Below are 15,741 nucleotides of genomic sequence, written 5' to 3'. Positions count from 1 at the left end.
CGCGAGACGCCACGCCCGCCTTCCTGAGCGGAGGAGGTCCCGTTCTCAGCTACCGCCGCGCATCATGGGGTCATGCTGGAAGCACTGCGGCGGCAGCTGAGCAACGGCCTGTTCGAGAAGGTCGTGGGCCCGGACCGCGAAGACCAGGTCCGCACCATCCACGAGGCACCCGGCCCCCGCATGTTCGCCGACGATCGCCCGATCCGGCAGGTGCACGCCGACCACGCCATGTTCATCGGCGGGTTGCGGGCACTGCTGCTGCAGTCGCTGCACCCGCTGGCGATGGCGGCGGTGGCCGAGCACTCCGACTACCGCACGGACCCGTGGGGGCGTCTTCAGCGCACGAGCCTCTTCGTCGGCGTGACCACGTACGGCACGAAGGAGGACGCGCACAAGGCGATCGACAAGCTGGCGCGCATCCACACGCACATCCACGGCACGGCGTCCGACGGACGCCACTACCGCGCCGATGACCCGCACCTGCTGGAGTGGGTGCACGTGGCCGAGGTGGACAGCTTCCTGCGCTGCCACCAGCGCTACGGCGAGCAGCCGCTCGACGACTACGACGGGTACGTGCGGGACATGGCGGTGATCGCGCGGGCCATGGGCATCGCGGACCCGCCGGAGACCACGCGGGAGCTCGCGGACCGGCTCGACGCCTACCGGCCCGAGCTCAAGGGCACGCCGGAGGCCCGGGAGGCGGCGCGGTTCCTGCTCCTCAAGGCACCGCTTCCGCTGGTCGCGAAGGGGCCGTACGCGGTGCTGGGCGCCACGGCCGTGGCCACGTTGCCGGTGTGGGCGCGGATGCCGCTGCGGCTGCCCTACCTGCCGGTCTCCGAGGCCACCGGGGTCAAGCTCGCCGGCCACGCGTTGATGCGCGGGCTGCGGTGGGTCACGAGCTGAGGAAGTCCACCACCAGCGGTGACGCGACCGCGCGGAACTCCTCGAAGTAGCCGTGCCGTGCGCCCTCGATCAGCTCCACGCGCGCGCCCGGAATCCGTTCGGCGATCAGCGGTGCGTTCGCGGTGGGGTTGAAGATGTCGTCGGTGCCGTGCACGACCAGGGTCGGGCAGGAGATCGACGGCAGGGCGTCCCACGCGTCGTGTTCCGCGCTGGCCATGAGGTGCAGCTTGCGCGCGTAGGGCGGCATCGCGGGATCGCCGAGCGTGTTGAACGGGCCGCGGTACGCCGGTGTGTACATCAGGTCGACGAGCGCCTTGCGCGCCTTCATCTGGTCGACCTGGGCCAGCGACCTCCTGACCTCGGCACTGCGTTCCACGGCGTGCGGGCCGCCGGGGGAGGTGCAGCCCAGCACTAGTTGGGAGACCCGCTCCGGGTGGGCCGCCGCGATCCACTGCGCGATCCGCCCGCCCATCGACGTGCCGTACACCAGGGCCTGGTCCAGGCCGAGGTCGTCGAGCACCGCGACGCAGTCCGAGGCGAACAGCCGCGTGCTGTACGGGGACTCCGGCTTGTCGCTGGAACCGGTGCCGCGGTTGTCCATCACGATCGTCGTGAAGTGCGGCGTGAAGTCCGGCAGGACCTGCCGCCACCACCGCGACGAGTTCGCCTGGCCCGCGATGAGCAGCAGCGGAGGGCCAGAGCCCTCGACCGAGTAGAAGAGCGCGGTTCCGTCCGTCGCACGAGCGTGGGGCACGGGTGCGCAGTCTACGACCTTGACGCGGTGGTAGATGGTCTAGTCCAATTCACGGTGGACCCCCTGCCGGCCGCCACGCGTGAGGGATGGATCAGCCATGACGTTGTTCGCTCGAATAGCCGCGGTGGCCGCACTGGTGCTCGGCACCGTGCTCGTGAGCCTCGCCCCCGCCAGCGCCGCCGGAGTCACGGCGACGGTCACCAAGCAGTCCTGGGCCACCGGGTACACCGCCACGGTCACGGTCAAGAACGAGACCAGCGCGGCCATCGGCTCCTGGAAGGTCGAGTTCGACCTCCCCGCGGGCACGAGCGCCGGTGCCTACTGGGACGCGCTGCTCACCAAGAGCGGCAACCACCACGTGTTCACCAACCGCGAGTACAACGGCTCGGTCGCGCCCGGCGCCAGCGTCTCCTTCGGGTTCAACGCCACCGGCACCGCCGACCCGCAGAACTGCACCGTCAACGGCGCGGCGTGCGCGGGCGGCGGCACTCCGCCGACCTCCACGACCACGACCAGCACCACCACAACGACCACAACCACCACCACGACGACGACGACGACGACCACGAGCGGACCGCCGCCCACGGGTTCGTTGCCGCGCAAGGTCCTCGTCGGCTACCTGCACGCGAGCTTCGCCAACGGCTCCGGCTACCTCCGGATGCGCGACGTGCCGGACGAGTGGGACGTGATCAACCTGTCGTTCGCGGAACCCACCAGCGCCACCAGCGGTGAGCTGCGGTTCGCGCAGTGCCCGGTCGCGGAGTGCCCGAACGTCGAGTCCGAGGCCGACTTCATCGCCGGCATCCGCGCCCAGCAGCAGAAGGGCAAGAAGGTCCTGATCTCCATCGGCGGTCAGAACGGCCAGGTGCGCCTGGAGACCACCGCCGCGCGCGACGCGTTCGTGCGCTCGGCGTCGGCGATCATCGACAGGTACGGGCTGAACGGCCTCGACGTCGACTTCGAGGGCCACTCGCTGTCGCTCAACGCCGGCGACGTCGACTTCAAGAACCCGACCACGCCGGTCATCGTGAACCTGATCTCCGCGCTGAAGTCGCTGAAGTCCCGCTACGGCGCCGACTTCGTGCTCACGATGGCGCCGGAGACGTTCTTCGTGCAGGTCGGCTACCAGTTCTACGGCGGCACGGGCGGCGCGGACAGCCGCACCGGCGCGTACCTGCCGGTGATCGAGGCGATGCGCAACGACCTGACGCTGCTGCACGTCCAGCACTACAACTCCGGCCCGATCATGGGCCTGGACAACCAGTACCACTCGATGGGCGGCGCGGACTTCCACGTGTCCATGGCCGACATGGTGCTCGCCGGGTTCCCGGTGCGCGGCGACGCGACGAAGTTCTTCGCGCCGCTGCGCCAGGAGCAGGTGGCGATCGGCCTGCCCGCGTCCGTCAACGCCGGCAACGGCTTCACGTCGGTCGCGGACGTCCACACCGCGCTGAACTGCCTCACCAAGGGCACGAACTGCGGCAGCTACAAGCCGAAGGGCGTGTACCCGAACCTGCGCGGCCTCATGACGTGGTCGATCAACTGGGACAAGTTCAACGGCTCCGAGTTCTCCAAGCAGCACCGGGCCTACCTGCCGAGGTAGCGCCACCGCGGGCGGTTCCGCTGTCGTCCCCCGGCGGCGGAACCGCTCAGCACGCCTGCCGGAACGCCAGGTGCAGCCGGGCCGTGATCTCCTGCGCCGCCTCCTGCGGGCGCGCCAGCAGGGCGTGGAACGGCACCGCGGCACCGGACTGCACCCTGATCCGCGCGGCCGTGCAGAACCCGCCGGCACCCGGCAGGTGGCCCGCACCGTGCTCGGTCAGCCCCGCGGCCGGTTCCAGCCCCGCGGTGACGGCGACCGCGGCCGGCGCGGGCACACCGGAGAGCCCGGACAGTTCGGTGAGCAGCCGCAGCGACCGTTCGACCTGCTGCCCCAGCGCGGTGCGGTCGACCACCGACCCGTGCGCGTCGTACCGCAGGGGAGACCACGCGCACCGCTGGCCGGAGCGGCGGACGGCGAGCCCGCGGTGACCGTCCGGGCTCGGCGCCGACCGCACCCACACCGCGTCCGCCGTGACGTCGGAGGTCAGCCGCTCGGAGCCGGTGAACAGGCCGTGCCCGCGCCCGTGCGCGGCCAGGAGCTCCCGTAGGCGCTCCAGCGCGGGCACCTCCAGCCGTCCGTACTCGTCCATCGGCACGAGGTGGACCTCGACGGCACACCGCTCGACCACCGAACCGGTGCCGATGAGGTCGGTGCGCCAGCTCAGCTCCACCGGCCGCTGCCACGTGATCGCGGCGCCGTGGCCCGTGACCTGCGCGGGCAGGCGGGGCGCCGAGGCGAACAGCTCGGCGGCGACCGCGAGGGTGAAGGCGGCGGCGTTGCCCGCCGCGATCGACTGCCACCCGGCGCGGTCGGTGTCCAGCTTGCGCCCGTCGGCCTTGTCGCTGATGCCGCGCACCGTCAGGAACGGCGCCCGGTTCAGGTGCGCCGCCTTCGCCGTGCCCGCGCTCTCCAGCTCGACGGCGGCCGCGTCCGAGTAGTGCCGCCGCAGGTGCTCCGCCGACGGCGTGAGCCGGGAGTCGAGCACGACCTCACCGGCGGCGATCGGCCGGAACACCACCCTGGGCGCGGTGGGCAGCCGCCACCGCCCGTCCCGGCTGACCGCACGCGCGATCTGCTCCAGCTCGTGGTCGGCGTCCCACGCCTGCGGCCGCGCGCCGAACCCGTTCTCGCCCTCGACACCGCCGTGGTGGCCGTAGACCTTGGTCGCGACGACGACGGCGCCCAGGTCGAGGTCGTCGTGCAGCGCCCCCGCGATCCCGGCGAAGAACACGGCCCGCGGCCGGAACTCCGCGATCGCCCGTTCGGCCAGCACCGCGGCCGGCTGGTTGCCCGCACCCGCCGACGCCAGCGCCACCCGCCCGGTGCCGCCCCGGATCCGGCCGACCTCGAACCGCGTGCCGGCGGCGTGGCGGAGTACCGCCGGCTCCTCGACGAGGTCCCTGACCGCGGTGTACTCGCTCTCCAAGGCCGTCAGCACGACAACGATGTCGGACGCTTCGCTCGTCACGGTGATCCTGTCCTGGCAGCGCACTCCTGCGGGCAAGCTACCTGCCGCGATGCGGTTCCTCCCCGTGCTGTCCGGTTTTTGTCAATGAACCGTCGACTTCACACGTCCGGTCGCCGCGTCCCGCGTCCACTATGGACAGACGAGTCGGTGTGCTGGAACGAACTGGTTCGGTTCGGAATGTGGTACACGGGGTGGCATGGGCGACGTGACCATCAGGCCGGCGCGACCCGAAGACCTCGGGGCGCTGGCCGAACGACTCGGGCAGAAGCGCTACTTCGCCGACCGCCTGCGCCGGCAGTCGAACCGCAGGGGAGTGCTGCTCACGGCGTGGCTCGACGACGTGCTGATCGGCGACGTCTACCTCTGGCTCGAACCGGCGGAGGAACCGGAGATCCGCCGGTACCTGCCGAGAACGCCGCTGGTCACGCATCTGGAGGTGCACCGCGACCACCGCAGGCAGGGCACCGGGACGAAGCTGATCGGCAAGGCCGAGCGACTGCTGGCCGAACGCGGGCACGGCGTGGTGGCCCTGGCCGTCGAGGTGACCAACACGGCAGCGGCGAAGCTCTACGACGGGCTGGGCTACCGCGGCTGGGGCCATTCGGCCGTCGAGTGCTACGCGCCGCCCGACGAGAACGGGCACCGCGAGGTGGAGGTCTGCGACGTGCTGGTGAAGGAGCTGGTCCGCTGAGCACCTGGCCAGAAGTCTTGCCCGCTCCCTTCCCCTCCTTGCAGACGCCGGCGAAGCCAGGGGCGGGGACTCGGGGCGTCACAGGCACAACATCTGGCAACCTGCTCAGAGGTACGTGGTCACGTGCGCCAGACCCAGGTGGGCGATGACCTTGCCCAGGTCGCTGTCACGCGGCGCGTGCTGCTCGTGGTGGTCGAGGTGCCGCTGCCAGACCGCCCGGTCCCTGCGCCAGGCCTCGACGTACTCCTCGCACGACTTCGGCGAGATGGACCGGCAGCGGCGCAAGGCGGCGTCCAGCGACCTGAGCTTCTTCGCCTTCCGGCCGGGATCCACCTCGGTGTCCCTCGTCATGTCCATCGTCTGCGCGATGAACTTCTGCCGCTTCGACAGGTAGCCGGCCCAATGGCCGGTGTTCGCGCCGGTCAGCGGCAGGCCTTCGTCCAGCAGCCAGAAGAGCCCCTCCGCGAGGACGTCGCCGAACTCCTCCGCCTCGGCCCGCTCGTGGACGCTGAACGGGTCGTACTCCTCCTGCACGGCGATCCCGGTGACCGTGGTCCGGCGCAGCTTCTCGTCACCGAGCAGGAAGAACCAGTCCTCGTTGTAGATGTCGGGGAAGAAGGACGACGTCGTGCCGGCGTGCACCGCCATCGCGCCCCCGCCGACGAACGTCTCCTGGGCGCCGCCCGCCTCCCGGTAGGCGTGGCACACGACGGAGTTGTCGGGGTAGCCCGTGATCTTCAGGCCGACTCCGGCGTAGTCGTCGGTGAGCGCCGCCGCCCGGCCGAGGTCGAGGTGGTCCGGCACCTCGATGTCGTCGTCCAGGAAGACGATCCGGTCCCACTTCGCCACCCGCGCCAGCAGGAGGCCCAGGTTGCGCTTCAGGGCGAGGTCGCTGCGGTGGGTGAACTCGGTGTCGCGCAGCAGGGTCGACGTCCTGAACGCGGGCAGGAGCCGCGGGGGGAGGTCTTCCACGTCGATCGCGACGACCTCGACCCCGGCCCGGGAGGCGCGCAAGGCCACTCGGAACGCCGACGTGTCGTTCCGGCTGCACAGCGCCACCAGGACGCAGCCGAGCCGCACCGCCAGGTCGATCGCGTGCTGCATCGCGTGCGACGAGCGGATGGTCGGCACGACGATCGCCCGCAGCGCGGCGGTGGACGTGGTTCTCGGCGCTTCGTCGAGCAGCCCGCGGTGGTTGCCGTGGTGGTGCTCGGAGCGGACCTGGGTGGCGTTCTTCACGGGATCACGCTTGCCATTCGTGCAGGAGGTGGTCGTCGCTGGTCCAGTCCGGCGTGATGACGGTTCCCTGCAGGACCGGCACGCGGCTGAGGATGCTGAACGAGTCCAGGCCCGCGAACCGGGTCCGGGCGTGGGCGGTGTTGCGGTCGCGGAACCGGGCGTCGGTCAGGGTGCGGACCGCGCCGAGCACGCCACGGGAGTAGGCGCCGTTGCAGATGGTGACGGTGCGCTTCTGGTTGAAGGGGTTGCGCGACCGGTAGAAGTGCGCGACGTCCTCCACGAGCACCTGCCTGTCGCCGATCCTGCGCAACTTCGGGAGGAACGTCTCGACCACCTCCCCGTCCGCGACGACCTCGAACCCGCTCGTGTCGGTGTCGTCCGGCCGTTCCTGCTGGCGGATCGGCAGGTCGATGCGGTGCAGGAGCTCGGCGGTGATCTCGTTCCAGTCGACGCCCCCCAGCAGCACGAGGTGGCTGGAGCTCTCGTCGGCCGTGAGGACCCCCGCTCCAGGGCGTACGCGCACGGTGTTCGTCGGGTTCATCGCGCGGATGTGGCCGTGCAGCTCGAACAGCGAGTCCAGGTCCGAGTACTGGTACAGCTCGACGTAGTCGGGATCGTCCGGTCCCGCTCCCGGGAGCTGCCTGCGGAGGCGTTCCGGCAGCTTGGAGCACACGATCGTGATGTCCTCGTTGGGCGGAAGCCGCCACAGGTTGTCGACGAGGACGGGCGTGTCCTCGGCGGGCGACTCGCCCAGCGCGCGGTCGCGCAGCGCGATGAGCTCACCGAGCAGGGCGTCCTCGGCCACCTGTTCCTCGGCGGTCAGCTGGGACAGCACCCGGTACGGCTCGCGGTCGGCCGAGCGGCTCGTGGCGAAGAAGGTGGCGTAGGCCCGCAGGCGCTGTTCCGGCGGCAGCACCGGTTTCTGCCTGCGCTCCCAGGACGAGATCAGCGGAACGCTGACGTCGAACGCCTGGGCCAGCTGGTCCTGGGTGATGCGCTTGCCGGGCCAGCCCTTCCTGCGCAGCTCGCGGAGCCGCTGCGCGAGCCGGAGCGCCGGGTCCACTGCGGAGGTCACGCCATCACTTCCTTCAGCTGAACTTCAGTGAAAGGATCGGCAGTACTCGCTCATCGTCGGAGGTCAACCGGTCATTACACCCGGGTTCAGTCACCTGGTGGAGTGCATGGGGCAATTTTTCCGGCTATTGCTCGGACTTCAGTTGAGCCTTACTCTTAACTATAGACATAAAAAGTAGATCAACTGAAGTTAACTGAAGTTCACTGCCCAAACGGGTGAACCACCGCCAGTGCCCGTACCTCCGCACGTTCGAAGGTCAGGAGGCGGGGAGCCATGAGTACCCCCTCGATACAACCGTGTCAGCGCACGATCCTCGCTGTGGCCATGACACCACCGACGGCCTGCAGCAACCTCGTGATGGCCTTGCTGCGCAGGGCCGTGATCGACCTCGTCGAGCACGCGCTCGTGGACAGCGGCGTGACCCCCGACCTGCGGGACCGGTTCGTCGACCGCGGCGACTGGCTGATCGTGCTGGTCCACCCGACGGACCGGATTCCGAAGACCTGGCTGCTCACCAGGCTCGTACCGCGGTTGAAGGCGCTGCTCGACGAGCGCAACGCCGGGCAGGACCACCCGTTGCGGCTGCGGCTCGTCATCCACCCCGGTGACGTGGCGTGCGACGACTTCGGCTGGTTCGGCGAGGACATCGACATCGCGACCAGGCTGCTCACCGCGTCGACGCACGAGCAGGCCACCGCCCCGCTCGTGCTGGTGGTGTCCGAGCCGATCCACCGCTCGGTGATCCGGCACGGCTACGACGGCGTCGACGACTGGGTGTTCGTGCCGCTGCCCAGGGTCGAGGTGGCGGGCGAGGAGTGCAAGGGGTGGGTGCACGTCCCCGACGAGGTGTGAAGCGCGGCTCCCGCCCTCCCGGCCGGACGACGGGAACCACGCTCTGGCCTCAGGCCAGCGTCGACCAGAACTGGAGCTCGTAGGCCTGCAGCAGGCGGCCGTAGCGCCACGCGTGCTTCGGCTGCCACCCGGCGTCGAGCGCCGCCTGGATCGCCGCCAGCGCCCGCTCCTCCACCTGCGGGGCCGGCTGGGCGAAGAAGTCGACGAACCCGCACGCCTCGTCGCCGAAGTCGTAGTGTTCGCGCAGGCCCTTGGCCATCCGGGCGCAGTAGCCGCCCCACGCCGTGAAGTTCGCCAGGATCGCCAGGACGACGTCCGTGGGCTCGCCGTTCAGCGCCATCCACGACTGGTAGGCCGGGTAGGCCTGGCAGCCGGGGAACGGCTCGTGGGCGTGGAAGTCCTTCGCGGTCATGCCGGCCGCGCGGGCCAGCGGTTCCAGCATCGGCAGCACCAGCTCCTCGCCACCGGCGAGCAGGGTGAAGAACGCCCGTGCGTTCGGCTCCTCTGCCTTCGCGGCGAGGGTGAGGAATGTTCGCCAGTCGGAGGAGACGATGTGGTGCTCCTCGGCGGCGAACGTGGCGATCACGGCGCGCGGGGCTTGTCCGGTTTCGATCAGTTTGACCACGAGGTTGTCGTGTTCACCGGGGTGCAGCTCCGTCCGGATGCGCGTGACCAGGTCCTTTGCGTTCATGGATCATGATTCTTGCGCACCGCGGAAATCGTTCGCCAGAGTGCGGGGCGTTCCTGCACGATGTTTTCTCGTGGCTGAACACACCTACCGAGTACTCGTCCGCGGTCGCTTCGCCGACCTCACCGACGACCAGCGCACCGCGCTGCGGGAACGCCTGGAGGGCTTCGACTTCCTGCGCGACGCCGGGTTCAGCGAGGAGGGCGCGCTGACGTTCGACGAGAAGCTCGACTTCTTCAGCTACCGCGTGATCCTCACAGCGGCGGAGAAGCCGGACGACGCGGGCCTGCGGCGTGCGAGCGCCGCCCTCGACGCGCTGGGCGTCGACTTCCGCGGCCTCAAGGCCAAGGTCACCGACATGGACGAGATGAAGATCAACCGCCCGAAGCGGCTGGGCTGACCGGGACGGACCGGTCCCGTGCTCCAGGGCGGAGCACGGGGCCGGTTCCTCCGGGTTCAGCGCGTCATCACGGGTAGTTCGCCAGGTAGGCCTCGGTCGACCCCGCGGTCGCCGTGCCGCCCGAGCTGTTGATGATCCGCTGAATGGTTCCCTTGCCGCCCAACGACACCGTCACCATGCTGTGGAACTTCACGCCAGGGGTGTTCGGCACCTCGAACGCCCGGTCGGCGACCACGGACGGGTTCGCGTTCATGAAGGCGTAGCTGCCCAGGCCCCACGCCTCGTGCGTCGTGACGTTGTTCGAGACCTTGTAGGCCGCGTAGCCGCGGGTGGACCCGTTCATCCACGCTGCCTGATCGGGCACCTCGTACGGCATCTCGTTCTGGTAGAAGTACGTCCGGCCGCCCTGGCCGTTCCAGATGGTCTGGTACTTCTGGTAGTGCTCGACGAACAGGCCGTACATCGTCACGTTGTTGCCGTTGACGACCAGCCCGGTGTCCGCGGTGTTGAGGTCCCAGCCGACGCCGTAGGAGTGGTCGCCGCGCCACAGCCACAGGTGGTCGCCGATCACGTCGTGGCTGTTGACCACCAACGAGGTCGTGGCCCGCCCGACCGCCGAACCGCCGATGCGCACGTACAGGTCGTGCACCGAGGTCGGGTTGGCCTGGTGCCGCGCGCTGCTGCCCGGCGCGCCGATCTGCGCCAGCAGCGGCGAGTTGGTCGGAGCCGCGTCGAGCAGCAGACCGGCGATCTTCACACCGTCCACATCGGCCACGTCCAGGGCCATGTTCCCGTTGGTGGGCATGACGGTCGCGAGACCGAGGCCCATGACCACCGTGTCCGGCCGCGTGACGCGGATGGGCTCGGAGACCTGGTGGACGCCCGGCGTCAGCAGCAGGTGCTTGCCGGCCGCCAGCTGCTGGTTGATCGTCGCCGCGCTCGTGCCGGGCTTGGCGATGAAGAACTGCGACAGCGGGATGTTGGTGCCCTGCTGCTGCCCGCTCGCCCACGTGGTGCCGCTGGAGTTGCTGCGCAGCGCCGGGACGAACACGTTGTAGCCGCCGCCGGCGTCGACGTTCAGGAACGGCTTCTCCCGCACGACCGGCGTCTGCGCGACCGTGGTGTACGGCGGCTCCGGGAACGAGGTCTGCGGCGCGTTGCGCGCACCGACGAACACCATGTTCCAGTTCTCCCCGGTCCACGAGCCCCACTCGGTGTTGCGCGACAGCCACTGCTGCTGCGAACCGGAACGGACCTGGCCGGTGACCACGGAGTCGGCGAGGAAGCCGCCGCTGGACCAACCGTTGTCGTCGAGCTGCATGTTGCCGTAGGTCTTGGTGCGGCGCATCGCGGAGGCCTGCGAGACGGCCCACGTGTTGGTGCCGCTCGGCGGCCGGATCGCGAGGTTCTCCGCGCTGCGCCAGAAGTTGTGCGTCGCGTTGCCCTGGAACCAGTCGGCCTCGACGTGCACCTGACCGTTGATCGTCACGCCGTCGGGCAGCAGGCCCAGGCCGAGGACCTGGGTGAAGAAGCCGATGTTGACGTCGACGTTGTAGTTGCCGGGCTTGAACATGATCGCGAACCGGCGGGCGTCGTACTGCCCGGTCTCCTGCTGCCGGAACACGTCGTTCAGGCGCGCCTGGATGGTGCTCGCGGGCATCGACGGGTCGAAGACCAGCACGTTCGGCCCGAAGTCGGGCTGGCCGGGGTTCGGGGTGCCGGAGGTGAGGCGGAAGAGCTGCGCGTTGGTCCCGTTGCAGGTGTACTGGACCAGCTGGACGTCGCCCGTGGTGGCGCCGGGCACGTCGAGGCACTTCCCGCTGTGGCGGCTCACGAACCGGTAGGTGTCCGTGCCCACCTGCTCGGCGCGCCACTGCTGGTTGTTCGCGGTGAAGGACTGCCACATGTGGATCGCCGCGTTGTCCGCGGTGGACACGTTCGAGACGTCCCAGACGGCACCTTCGCCGACCGTGTGGTAGCCGTCGCTCGTGGGCGTGAACTTCCACGTCTGCCCAGAGCAGGGCTGTTGCCGGAGCTGCGCGCCGTTCGCCGATCCCAGCGACTCCACGCATTTCCCGCTACCGACGTTCGTCACTTGATAAGCGGTTCCTGGCACGACGTCGGCCTGCGCGGCGACCGTCCACACGGGAACGATCGCTGCTGCTGCCAACGCTGCCACCAGCAGGGGGGTTCTCACGGTCCCAGGGTGGAGGCGGTTTGTTGCAACCGTCAACGAACTTACCTGTTTCCGGTCGCGTTCCGGTATTGACAAATGATTTTGTCAAATGGCACCGTGACGGCCGTGGAGCTCTCCCCGTTGCGCCGCTCGCTGCTGGAGCTGCTGGCCTCGCCCGCGTCGGCGACCCAGCTGGCGGTGGCGCTCGACCTGCCCCGGCAGCGGGTCAACTACCACGTGCGCGCCCTGGAGCAGGCCGGCCTCGTCGAACTCGTCGAGGAACGCCGGCGCCGCGGCTGCGTCGAGCGCGTGCTGCGCGCCCGCCCCGGCCGGTCGGTGGCCGCCGGCGTGCAGGACCAGTTCGCCGCCACCCATCTCGTGTCGGTCGCCGCGGACACCGCACGCGAGGTCGGGCGGATGGCCGGTTCGGCCGCCGACGCCGGAAAGCGCTTGCTCACGTTCACGGTGGAGACCACGGTCCGCTTCGGCGAGCCCGGCGCCGTCCACGAGTTCACCAGCGACCTGGCCGAAGCGGTGCGGCAGCTCGCGTTGCGCTACGACACCGAATCCGGCCGCCCGTACCGGGTGGTCGCACTGGGGCACCCTGGAGTTCCCGATGAGCGATGACGGCGTCCGGATCGAGATCACCGTGGCCGCACCCGTCGAGCAGGTGTGGCGGTCGTTCCGCGACAGGGAGAAGATCCGCCACTGGCACGGCTGGGACCTCCCCGGGCTCGACGCGGAGATCGACCAGATCTACTTCGAGAACGCGCGGGAGGACGGCACCACCCTGGTCGTCCACGGCCACGACACGTTCGCGCTGTCCCCGGTCCCCGAGGGCACGCGGGTCGTGTGCACCCGCGCACCCAAGGGCACGTCGCCGGAGTGGGACGACTACTACGACGACGTCACCGAGGGCTGGGTCACGTTCCTGCACCAGCTGAAGTTCGCGCACGAGTTCCACCCCGGCGAGGCGCGGCGAACCCTGTTCTGGCCGGCCGAGGTGGCGTTCGCGGTCGACGGGAGGCCGTTCTTCACCGCCGAGCACCAGCGCGGGGTGGTGGTGGACGCGTGGGGGCCGGGGCTGCTGGTGACGAGCGCGAAGATGACGGTGGTGACGACGTACGGGTTCTCGGACGGGCAGTTGGAGGAGCTGCGCAGGGAAGGGGACGCGGTGGTCGAGGGTGGATGACCGGCCCGCAGGGCATCCTGCGGCTCGACAGCGATGACGTCGACCCCGCGGTGGCCGCTGACGCGATTGCGCGGGCCGGAGGCGGACTTGCCGCGGCGTCAGCTGGATGCCGTCGACCCGAGGTAGCGGGTCAGGAAGTCGTTGCGGAACACGCCCTTCGGGTCGTGCTCGCGCAGCAACGCCCGGAAGGCGTCCCACTGCGGGTAGCGGGCGGCCAGCAACGGCGCCGGCACCGTGAAGAGCTTGCCCCAGTGCGGCCGCGGCGCGATGGCCTCCTCCATGCGCGGCAGCACCTCCAGCACCCGGCGGGTGTCGGGCACCCAGGTGAAGTGGATCGCGACGCTGTCCCGGTCGTGCGCGGGACTCAGCCACTGCGGCTCGGCGGAGATCGTGCGGATCTCGCAGGTCTGCACCAGCGGTGAGATCACCGTCGACATCTCCGCCAGCGCGCGCAACGCCGTCACCGCCGGGTGCGCGGCACGAAGTACTCGGTCTGCAGCTCGGCTCCGACCGACGGGGTGAACTCGGCGCGGAAGTGCGGCAGCCGCTCGTGCCACGGTCCCGCCACCCCGCCCTGCACGGTGCACCGCGACGGTGGCTGGCCGGGCACCGGGTGCCGCGGGCCGTCCGCCGGCCGGCCGGGGAAGGCGTGCGGGTGGTCGCCCACCCGGTGCTTCACCCACAGCGTCGCGCTGCCCTGCCAGTCGATGAACGCGCTCACGCTGTACGCGCCGTCGAAGACCTGCTCCAGCGACCCGAGCAGCGCGGTCCACGCCACGTCGTCGTACACCGTCTGCTCCACCTGGAACGACGGCACCACGTCCAGCTCGACCGCCGTGACCACGCCCAGCCCGCCCAGCGACACGACCGCGCCCGGTGAGGTCAGCGACACCACGGACCCGTCGCCGCGCATCACCTCCACCGCGCGCACGGCACCGGCCAGCGACCGGGAACCCGAGCCGTGGGTGGCCGTAGTGACCGCGCCCGCGACCGTGATGTGCGGCAACGACGGCAGGGTGTGCAGGGCCAGCCCCTCGGCCTCCAGCCGCGGTGCCAGCTGTGCGAGCGTCATGCCCGCGCTCACCCGTGCCGTGGTCCCGGAGACCTCGAACTCCTCCGGCATCGCCGCCAGCGACACCAGCGTCCCGGTCGTGTCGGCGACCGTGCTGAACGAGTGCCCGCTCCCGACGACGTGCACGGCCGAGGCGCCGCGCACCACGGCTCGCAGGTCGTCGGCCGACTCGGGCGTGACGACCGAGGCCGCGGAGAAGGTGACGTTGCCGGCCCAGTTGGTCCTCATATGCACACGGTAGGCGCCGAACGTCGACTTGTTCCACACTATCTCTTCAGTGTTGAGTGAAAACAAGTTGACGCCGGTGGGACGGTGGACCGTCGTGGACCACGAGAACGAAGTACAGACGCTGCGAAAGATGGCCGGCCTCGTCACGCCGATGGCACTGCGGGTCGCGGTGACCCTCGGCCTGCCGGAGCTGCTGGCCGAACCGGGCACCGCGCACCAGCTCGCCGCCGCCCTCGACGTCTCGCCGCTGGGTCTGGACCTGCTGCTGGGGCACCTGGTCACGCTCGGCGTGCTGGAACGCGCGGGTGAGGGCTACCGCACCACGCCGTTCGGCGCCCACCTGCGGTGGGACGCGGACAACGGCCTGGCGAACCTGCTGGACGCGAGCACCGCCGCTGGCCGCGCCGACCTGGCGTTCGTCGACCTGCGGCACAGCGTCACGACCGGCGAGGCGGCCTACCCGCTGCGCTACGGCCAGGACTTCTGGTCCGACCTGGCCGACCACCCGCACCTGCGCAGGGCGTTCGACGCGCAGATGGCGTTCCGCATCCGCGAGCAGCTCCCGCAGGTCGTGGCCGGCTTCGACTGGGCCAGGTTCGGCACGGTCGTCGACGTCGGTGGTGGTCCCGGCCGGCAGCTCGCCGCGGTCCTGGCCGCGCACCCCGGGATCACCGGGCACCTGGTCGACCTGGACGTGACCGAGGCGCAGAAGGCGTTCGAGCCGTTCGGCGACCGCGCGAAGGCCACGGCGGGCAGCTTCTTCGACCCGTTGCCGCCGGGGGCCGACGCCTACCTGTTGTTCGACGTCCTGCACGACTGGGACGACGAGCACGCCCGGCGGATCCTGCGGCGCTGCGCGGAGGCGGCGCCGCGGGACGGCCGGGTGCTGGTGGTGGAGGCGGTCGGCGGGCTGCGGGCGAGCACCGAGATGGACCTGGTGATGCTGGTGCATTTCGGTGGCAGGGAACGCCGGGTCGACGAGCTGGAGCGGGTGGCGGCGGACAGCGGTCTGGTGCTCGACCAGGTCGTGGAGCTGACGCCGCAGCGCTACCTGCTGGAGTTCCGCGGGGTCACTCGGTGAGCGCGGCGATCCGTTCCCGGGCCTCGGCGAGGTCGTCCTCGGTCGGGGCGTCGTCCTGGGTGAGCGCGCGCCGCCAGTAGCCGGTGAACTCGATGTCCTCCCTGGACACACCGAGGCTCACGAAGTGCCTGCGCAGCAGGCGAACGGCGGAGGCCTCGCCGGCGAGCCACACCCAGACGGAGGCGGGCACCTCCACGGCGCTGACCGCGGACACCAGGTCCTCCCCGGTGCTGCGGTGCACCCACCGCACGCCGGGCAGGTTCTGTTCCTCCGCGGGGGTCGGCGACCTCGACGAAGGCCAGGAACCGCTGGTGCGCGG

Annotated in this window: 17 protein-coding genes; 8 read left to right on the top strand and 9 right to left on the bottom strand. The window is 70.4% G+C overall.

Translation table 11 applies throughout. The features are described from left to right. The first annotated feature begins 72 nt into the window (after positions 1 to 72). Entirely contained in the window at positions 73 to 903 is an 831-nt protein-coding gene (locus ACZ7CD_RS27410) for an oxygenase MpaB family protein (protein WP_470380012.1), read from the top strand. On the opposite strand, the gene ACZ7CD_RS27405 is transcribed toward ACZ7CD_RS27410, so the two are convergent. Beyond that, the gene (locus ACZ7CD_RS27405; protein WP_470371170.1) at positions 893 to 1,657 is read right to left on the bottom strand and encodes an alpha/beta fold hydrolase; all 765 of its coding nucleotides are present in this window, start codon (positions 1,655 to 1,657) and stop codon (positions 893 to 895) included. The two genes, ACZ7CD_RS27410 and ACZ7CD_RS27405, sit on opposite strands and share 11 nt — an antisense overlap. Positions 1,658 to 1,754: 97 nt before the next feature. Here ACZ7CD_RS27405 and ACZ7CD_RS27400 point away from each other — a divergent pair, with 97 nt between their 5' ends. Next, the gene (locus ACZ7CD_RS27400; protein WP_470380011.1) at positions 1,755 to 3,260 is read left to right on the top strand and encodes a chitinase; all 1,506 of its coding nucleotides are present in this window, start codon (positions 1,755 to 1,757) and stop codon (positions 3,258 to 3,260) included. 46 nt (positions 3,261 to 3,306) lie between these two features. On the opposite strand, the gene ACZ7CD_RS27395 is transcribed toward ACZ7CD_RS27400, so the two are convergent. Then, positions 3,307 to 4,728, bottom strand: coding sequence for a 5'-methylthioadenosine/S-adenosylhomocysteine nucleosidase family protein (locus ACZ7CD_RS27395; RefSeq protein WP_360392762.1), 1,422 nt, complete (start codon positions 4,726 to 4,728; stop codon positions 3,307 to 3,309). A gap of 205 nt (positions 4,729 to 4,933) precedes the next feature. Between ACZ7CD_RS27395 and ACZ7CD_RS27390 the strand changes: the two genes are divergently transcribed. Beyond that, positions 4,934 to 5,419 (top strand): GNAT family N-acetyltransferase, encoded by a 486-nt coding sequence (locus ACZ7CD_RS27390; protein WP_470380010.1) that lies wholly within the window; start codon positions 4,934 to 4,936, stop codon positions 5,417 to 5,419. Positions 5,420 to 5,524: 105 nt separating this feature from the next. Here ACZ7CD_RS27390 and ACZ7CD_RS27385 read toward each other — a convergent pair whose 3' ends face one another. Next, positions 5,525 to 6,658, bottom strand: coding sequence for a hypothetical protein (locus ACZ7CD_RS27385; RefSeq protein WP_458431390.1), 1,134 nt, complete (start codon positions 6,656 to 6,658; stop codon positions 5,525 to 5,527). 4 nt (positions 6,659 to 6,662) lie between these two features. Next, a complete protein-coding gene (locus tag ACZ7CD_RS27380) occupies positions 6,663 to 7,733 on the bottom strand; it encodes a helix-turn-helix domain-containing protein (RefSeq protein WP_470380009.1) in 1,071 nt (356 codons plus the stop codon). Positions 7,734 to 8,057: 324 nt separating this feature from the next. Between ACZ7CD_RS27380 and ACZ7CD_RS27375 the strand changes: the two genes are divergently transcribed. Continuing rightward, positions 8,058 to 8,585 carry a hypothetical protein gene (locus ACZ7CD_RS27375; RefSeq protein WP_360392774.1) on the top strand — a complete coding sequence of 176 codons (528 nt, stop codon included), beginning with the start codon at positions 8,058 to 8,060 and terminating at the stop codon, positions 8,583 to 8,585. Between the two features lie 49 nt (positions 8,586 to 8,634). On the opposite strand, the gene ACZ7CD_RS27370 is transcribed toward ACZ7CD_RS27375, so the two are convergent. Further along, positions 8,635 to 9,276, bottom strand: a complete 642-nt coding sequence (locus ACZ7CD_RS27370; protein ID WP_360392777.1) for a thiaminase II/PqqC family protein — start codon at positions 9,274 to 9,276, stop codon at positions 8,635 to 8,637. Positions 9,277 to 9,346: 70 nt separating this feature from the next. Between ACZ7CD_RS27370 and ACZ7CD_RS27365 the strand changes: the two genes are divergently transcribed. After that, positions 9,347 to 9,673 carry a DUF6204 family protein gene (locus ACZ7CD_RS27365; RefSeq protein ID WP_470380008.1) on the top strand — a complete coding sequence of 109 codons (327 nt, stop codon included), beginning with the start codon at positions 9,347 to 9,349 and terminating at the stop codon, positions 9,671 to 9,673. 67 nt (positions 9,674 to 9,740) lie between these two features. On the opposite strand, the gene ACZ7CD_RS27360 is transcribed toward ACZ7CD_RS27365, so the two are convergent. Further along, positions 9,741 to 11,870 (bottom strand): RICIN domain-containing protein, encoded by a 2,130-nt coding sequence (locus ACZ7CD_RS27360; RefSeq protein ID WP_470380007.1) that lies wholly within the window; start codon positions 11,868 to 11,870, stop codon positions 9,741 to 9,743. 105 nt (positions 11,871 to 11,975) lie between these two features. On the opposite strand from ACZ7CD_RS27360, the gene ACZ7CD_RS27355 reads away from it, so the two are divergent. Continuing rightward, positions 11,976 to 12,476, top strand: a complete 501-nt coding sequence (locus tag ACZ7CD_RS27355; RefSeq protein WP_470380006.1) for an ArsR/SmtB family transcription factor — start codon at positions 11,976 to 11,978, stop codon at positions 12,474 to 12,476. Beyond that, the gene (locus ACZ7CD_RS27350; RefSeq protein WP_470380005.1) at positions 12,466 to 13,041 is read left to right on the top strand and encodes an SRPBCC family protein; all 576 of its coding nucleotides are present in this window, start codon (positions 12,466 to 12,468) and stop codon (positions 13,039 to 13,041) included. The genes ACZ7CD_RS27355 and ACZ7CD_RS27350 overlap by 11 nt, the downstream gene beginning before the upstream one ends. Before the next feature lie 98 nt (positions 13,042 to 13,139). On the opposite strand, the gene ACZ7CD_RS27345 is transcribed toward ACZ7CD_RS27350, so the two are convergent. Next, entirely contained in the window at positions 13,140 to 13,505 is a 366-nt protein-coding gene (locus tag ACZ7CD_RS27345; protein WP_470380004.1) for a D-arabinono-1,4-lactone oxidase, read from the bottom strand. Next, positions 13,502 to 14,341 carry an FAD-binding protein gene (locus ACZ7CD_RS27340; RefSeq protein ID WP_470380003.1) on the bottom strand — a complete coding sequence of 280 codons (840 nt, stop codon included), beginning with the start codon at positions 14,339 to 14,341 and terminating at the stop codon, positions 13,502 to 13,504. The genes ACZ7CD_RS27345 and ACZ7CD_RS27340 overlap by 4 nt, the downstream gene beginning before the upstream one ends. Positions 14,342 to 14,471: 130 nt before the next feature. Here ACZ7CD_RS27340 and ACZ7CD_RS27335 point away from each other — a divergent pair, with 130 nt between their 5' ends. Next, the gene (locus tag ACZ7CD_RS27335; RefSeq protein WP_470380002.1) at positions 14,472 to 15,422 is read left to right on the top strand and encodes a methyltransferase; all 951 of its coding nucleotides are present in this window, start codon (positions 14,472 to 14,474) and stop codon (positions 15,420 to 15,422) included. Here ACZ7CD_RS27335 and ACZ7CD_RS27330 read toward each other — a convergent pair. Further along, the gene (locus ACZ7CD_RS27330; protein WP_470380001.1) at positions 15,412 to 15,672 is read right to left on the bottom strand and encodes an SIP domain-containing protein; all 261 of its coding nucleotides are present in this window, start codon (positions 15,670 to 15,672) and stop codon (positions 15,412 to 15,414) included. The two genes, ACZ7CD_RS27335 and ACZ7CD_RS27330, sit on opposite strands and share 11 nt — an antisense overlap. Positions 15,673 to 15,741 lie beyond the last annotated feature (69 nt).

It is taken from the genome of Lentzea sp. NPDC036949, assembly GCF_055608075.1.
The sequence above is the reverse complement of the archived record's forward strand: the minus strand, read 5'-3'. Positions and strand labels throughout refer to the sequence as shown.

Coding starts and splice junctions, on each gene's coding strand:
- ACZ7CD_RS27410 (WP_470380012.1), top strand. CDS start 73: ATGCTGGAAGCACTGCGGCGGCAGCTGAGCAACGGCCTGTTCGAGAAG.
- ACZ7CD_RS27400 (WP_470380011.1), top strand. CDS start 1,755: ATGACGTTGTTCGCTCGAATAGCCGCGGTGGCCGCACTGGTGCTCGGC.
- ACZ7CD_RS27375 (WP_360392774.1), top strand. CDS start 8,058: ATGACACCACCGACGGCCTGCAGCAACCTCGTGATGGCCTTGCTGCGC.
- ACZ7CD_RS27370 (WP_360392777.1), bottom strand. CDS start 9,276: ATGAACGCAAAGGACCTGGTCACGCGCATCCGGACGGAGCTGCACCCC.
- ACZ7CD_RS27350 (WP_470380005.1), top strand. CDS start 12,466: ATGAGCGATGACGGCGTCCGGATCGAGATCACCGTGGCCGCACCCGTC.
- ACZ7CD_RS27340 (WP_470380003.1), bottom strand. CDS start 14,341: ATGAGGACCAACTGGGCCGGCAACGTCACCTTCTCCGCGGCCTCGGTC.
- ACZ7CD_RS27335 (WP_470380002.1), top strand. CDS start 14,472: ATGGCCGGCCTCGTCACGCCGATGGCACTGCGGGTCGCGGTGACCCTC.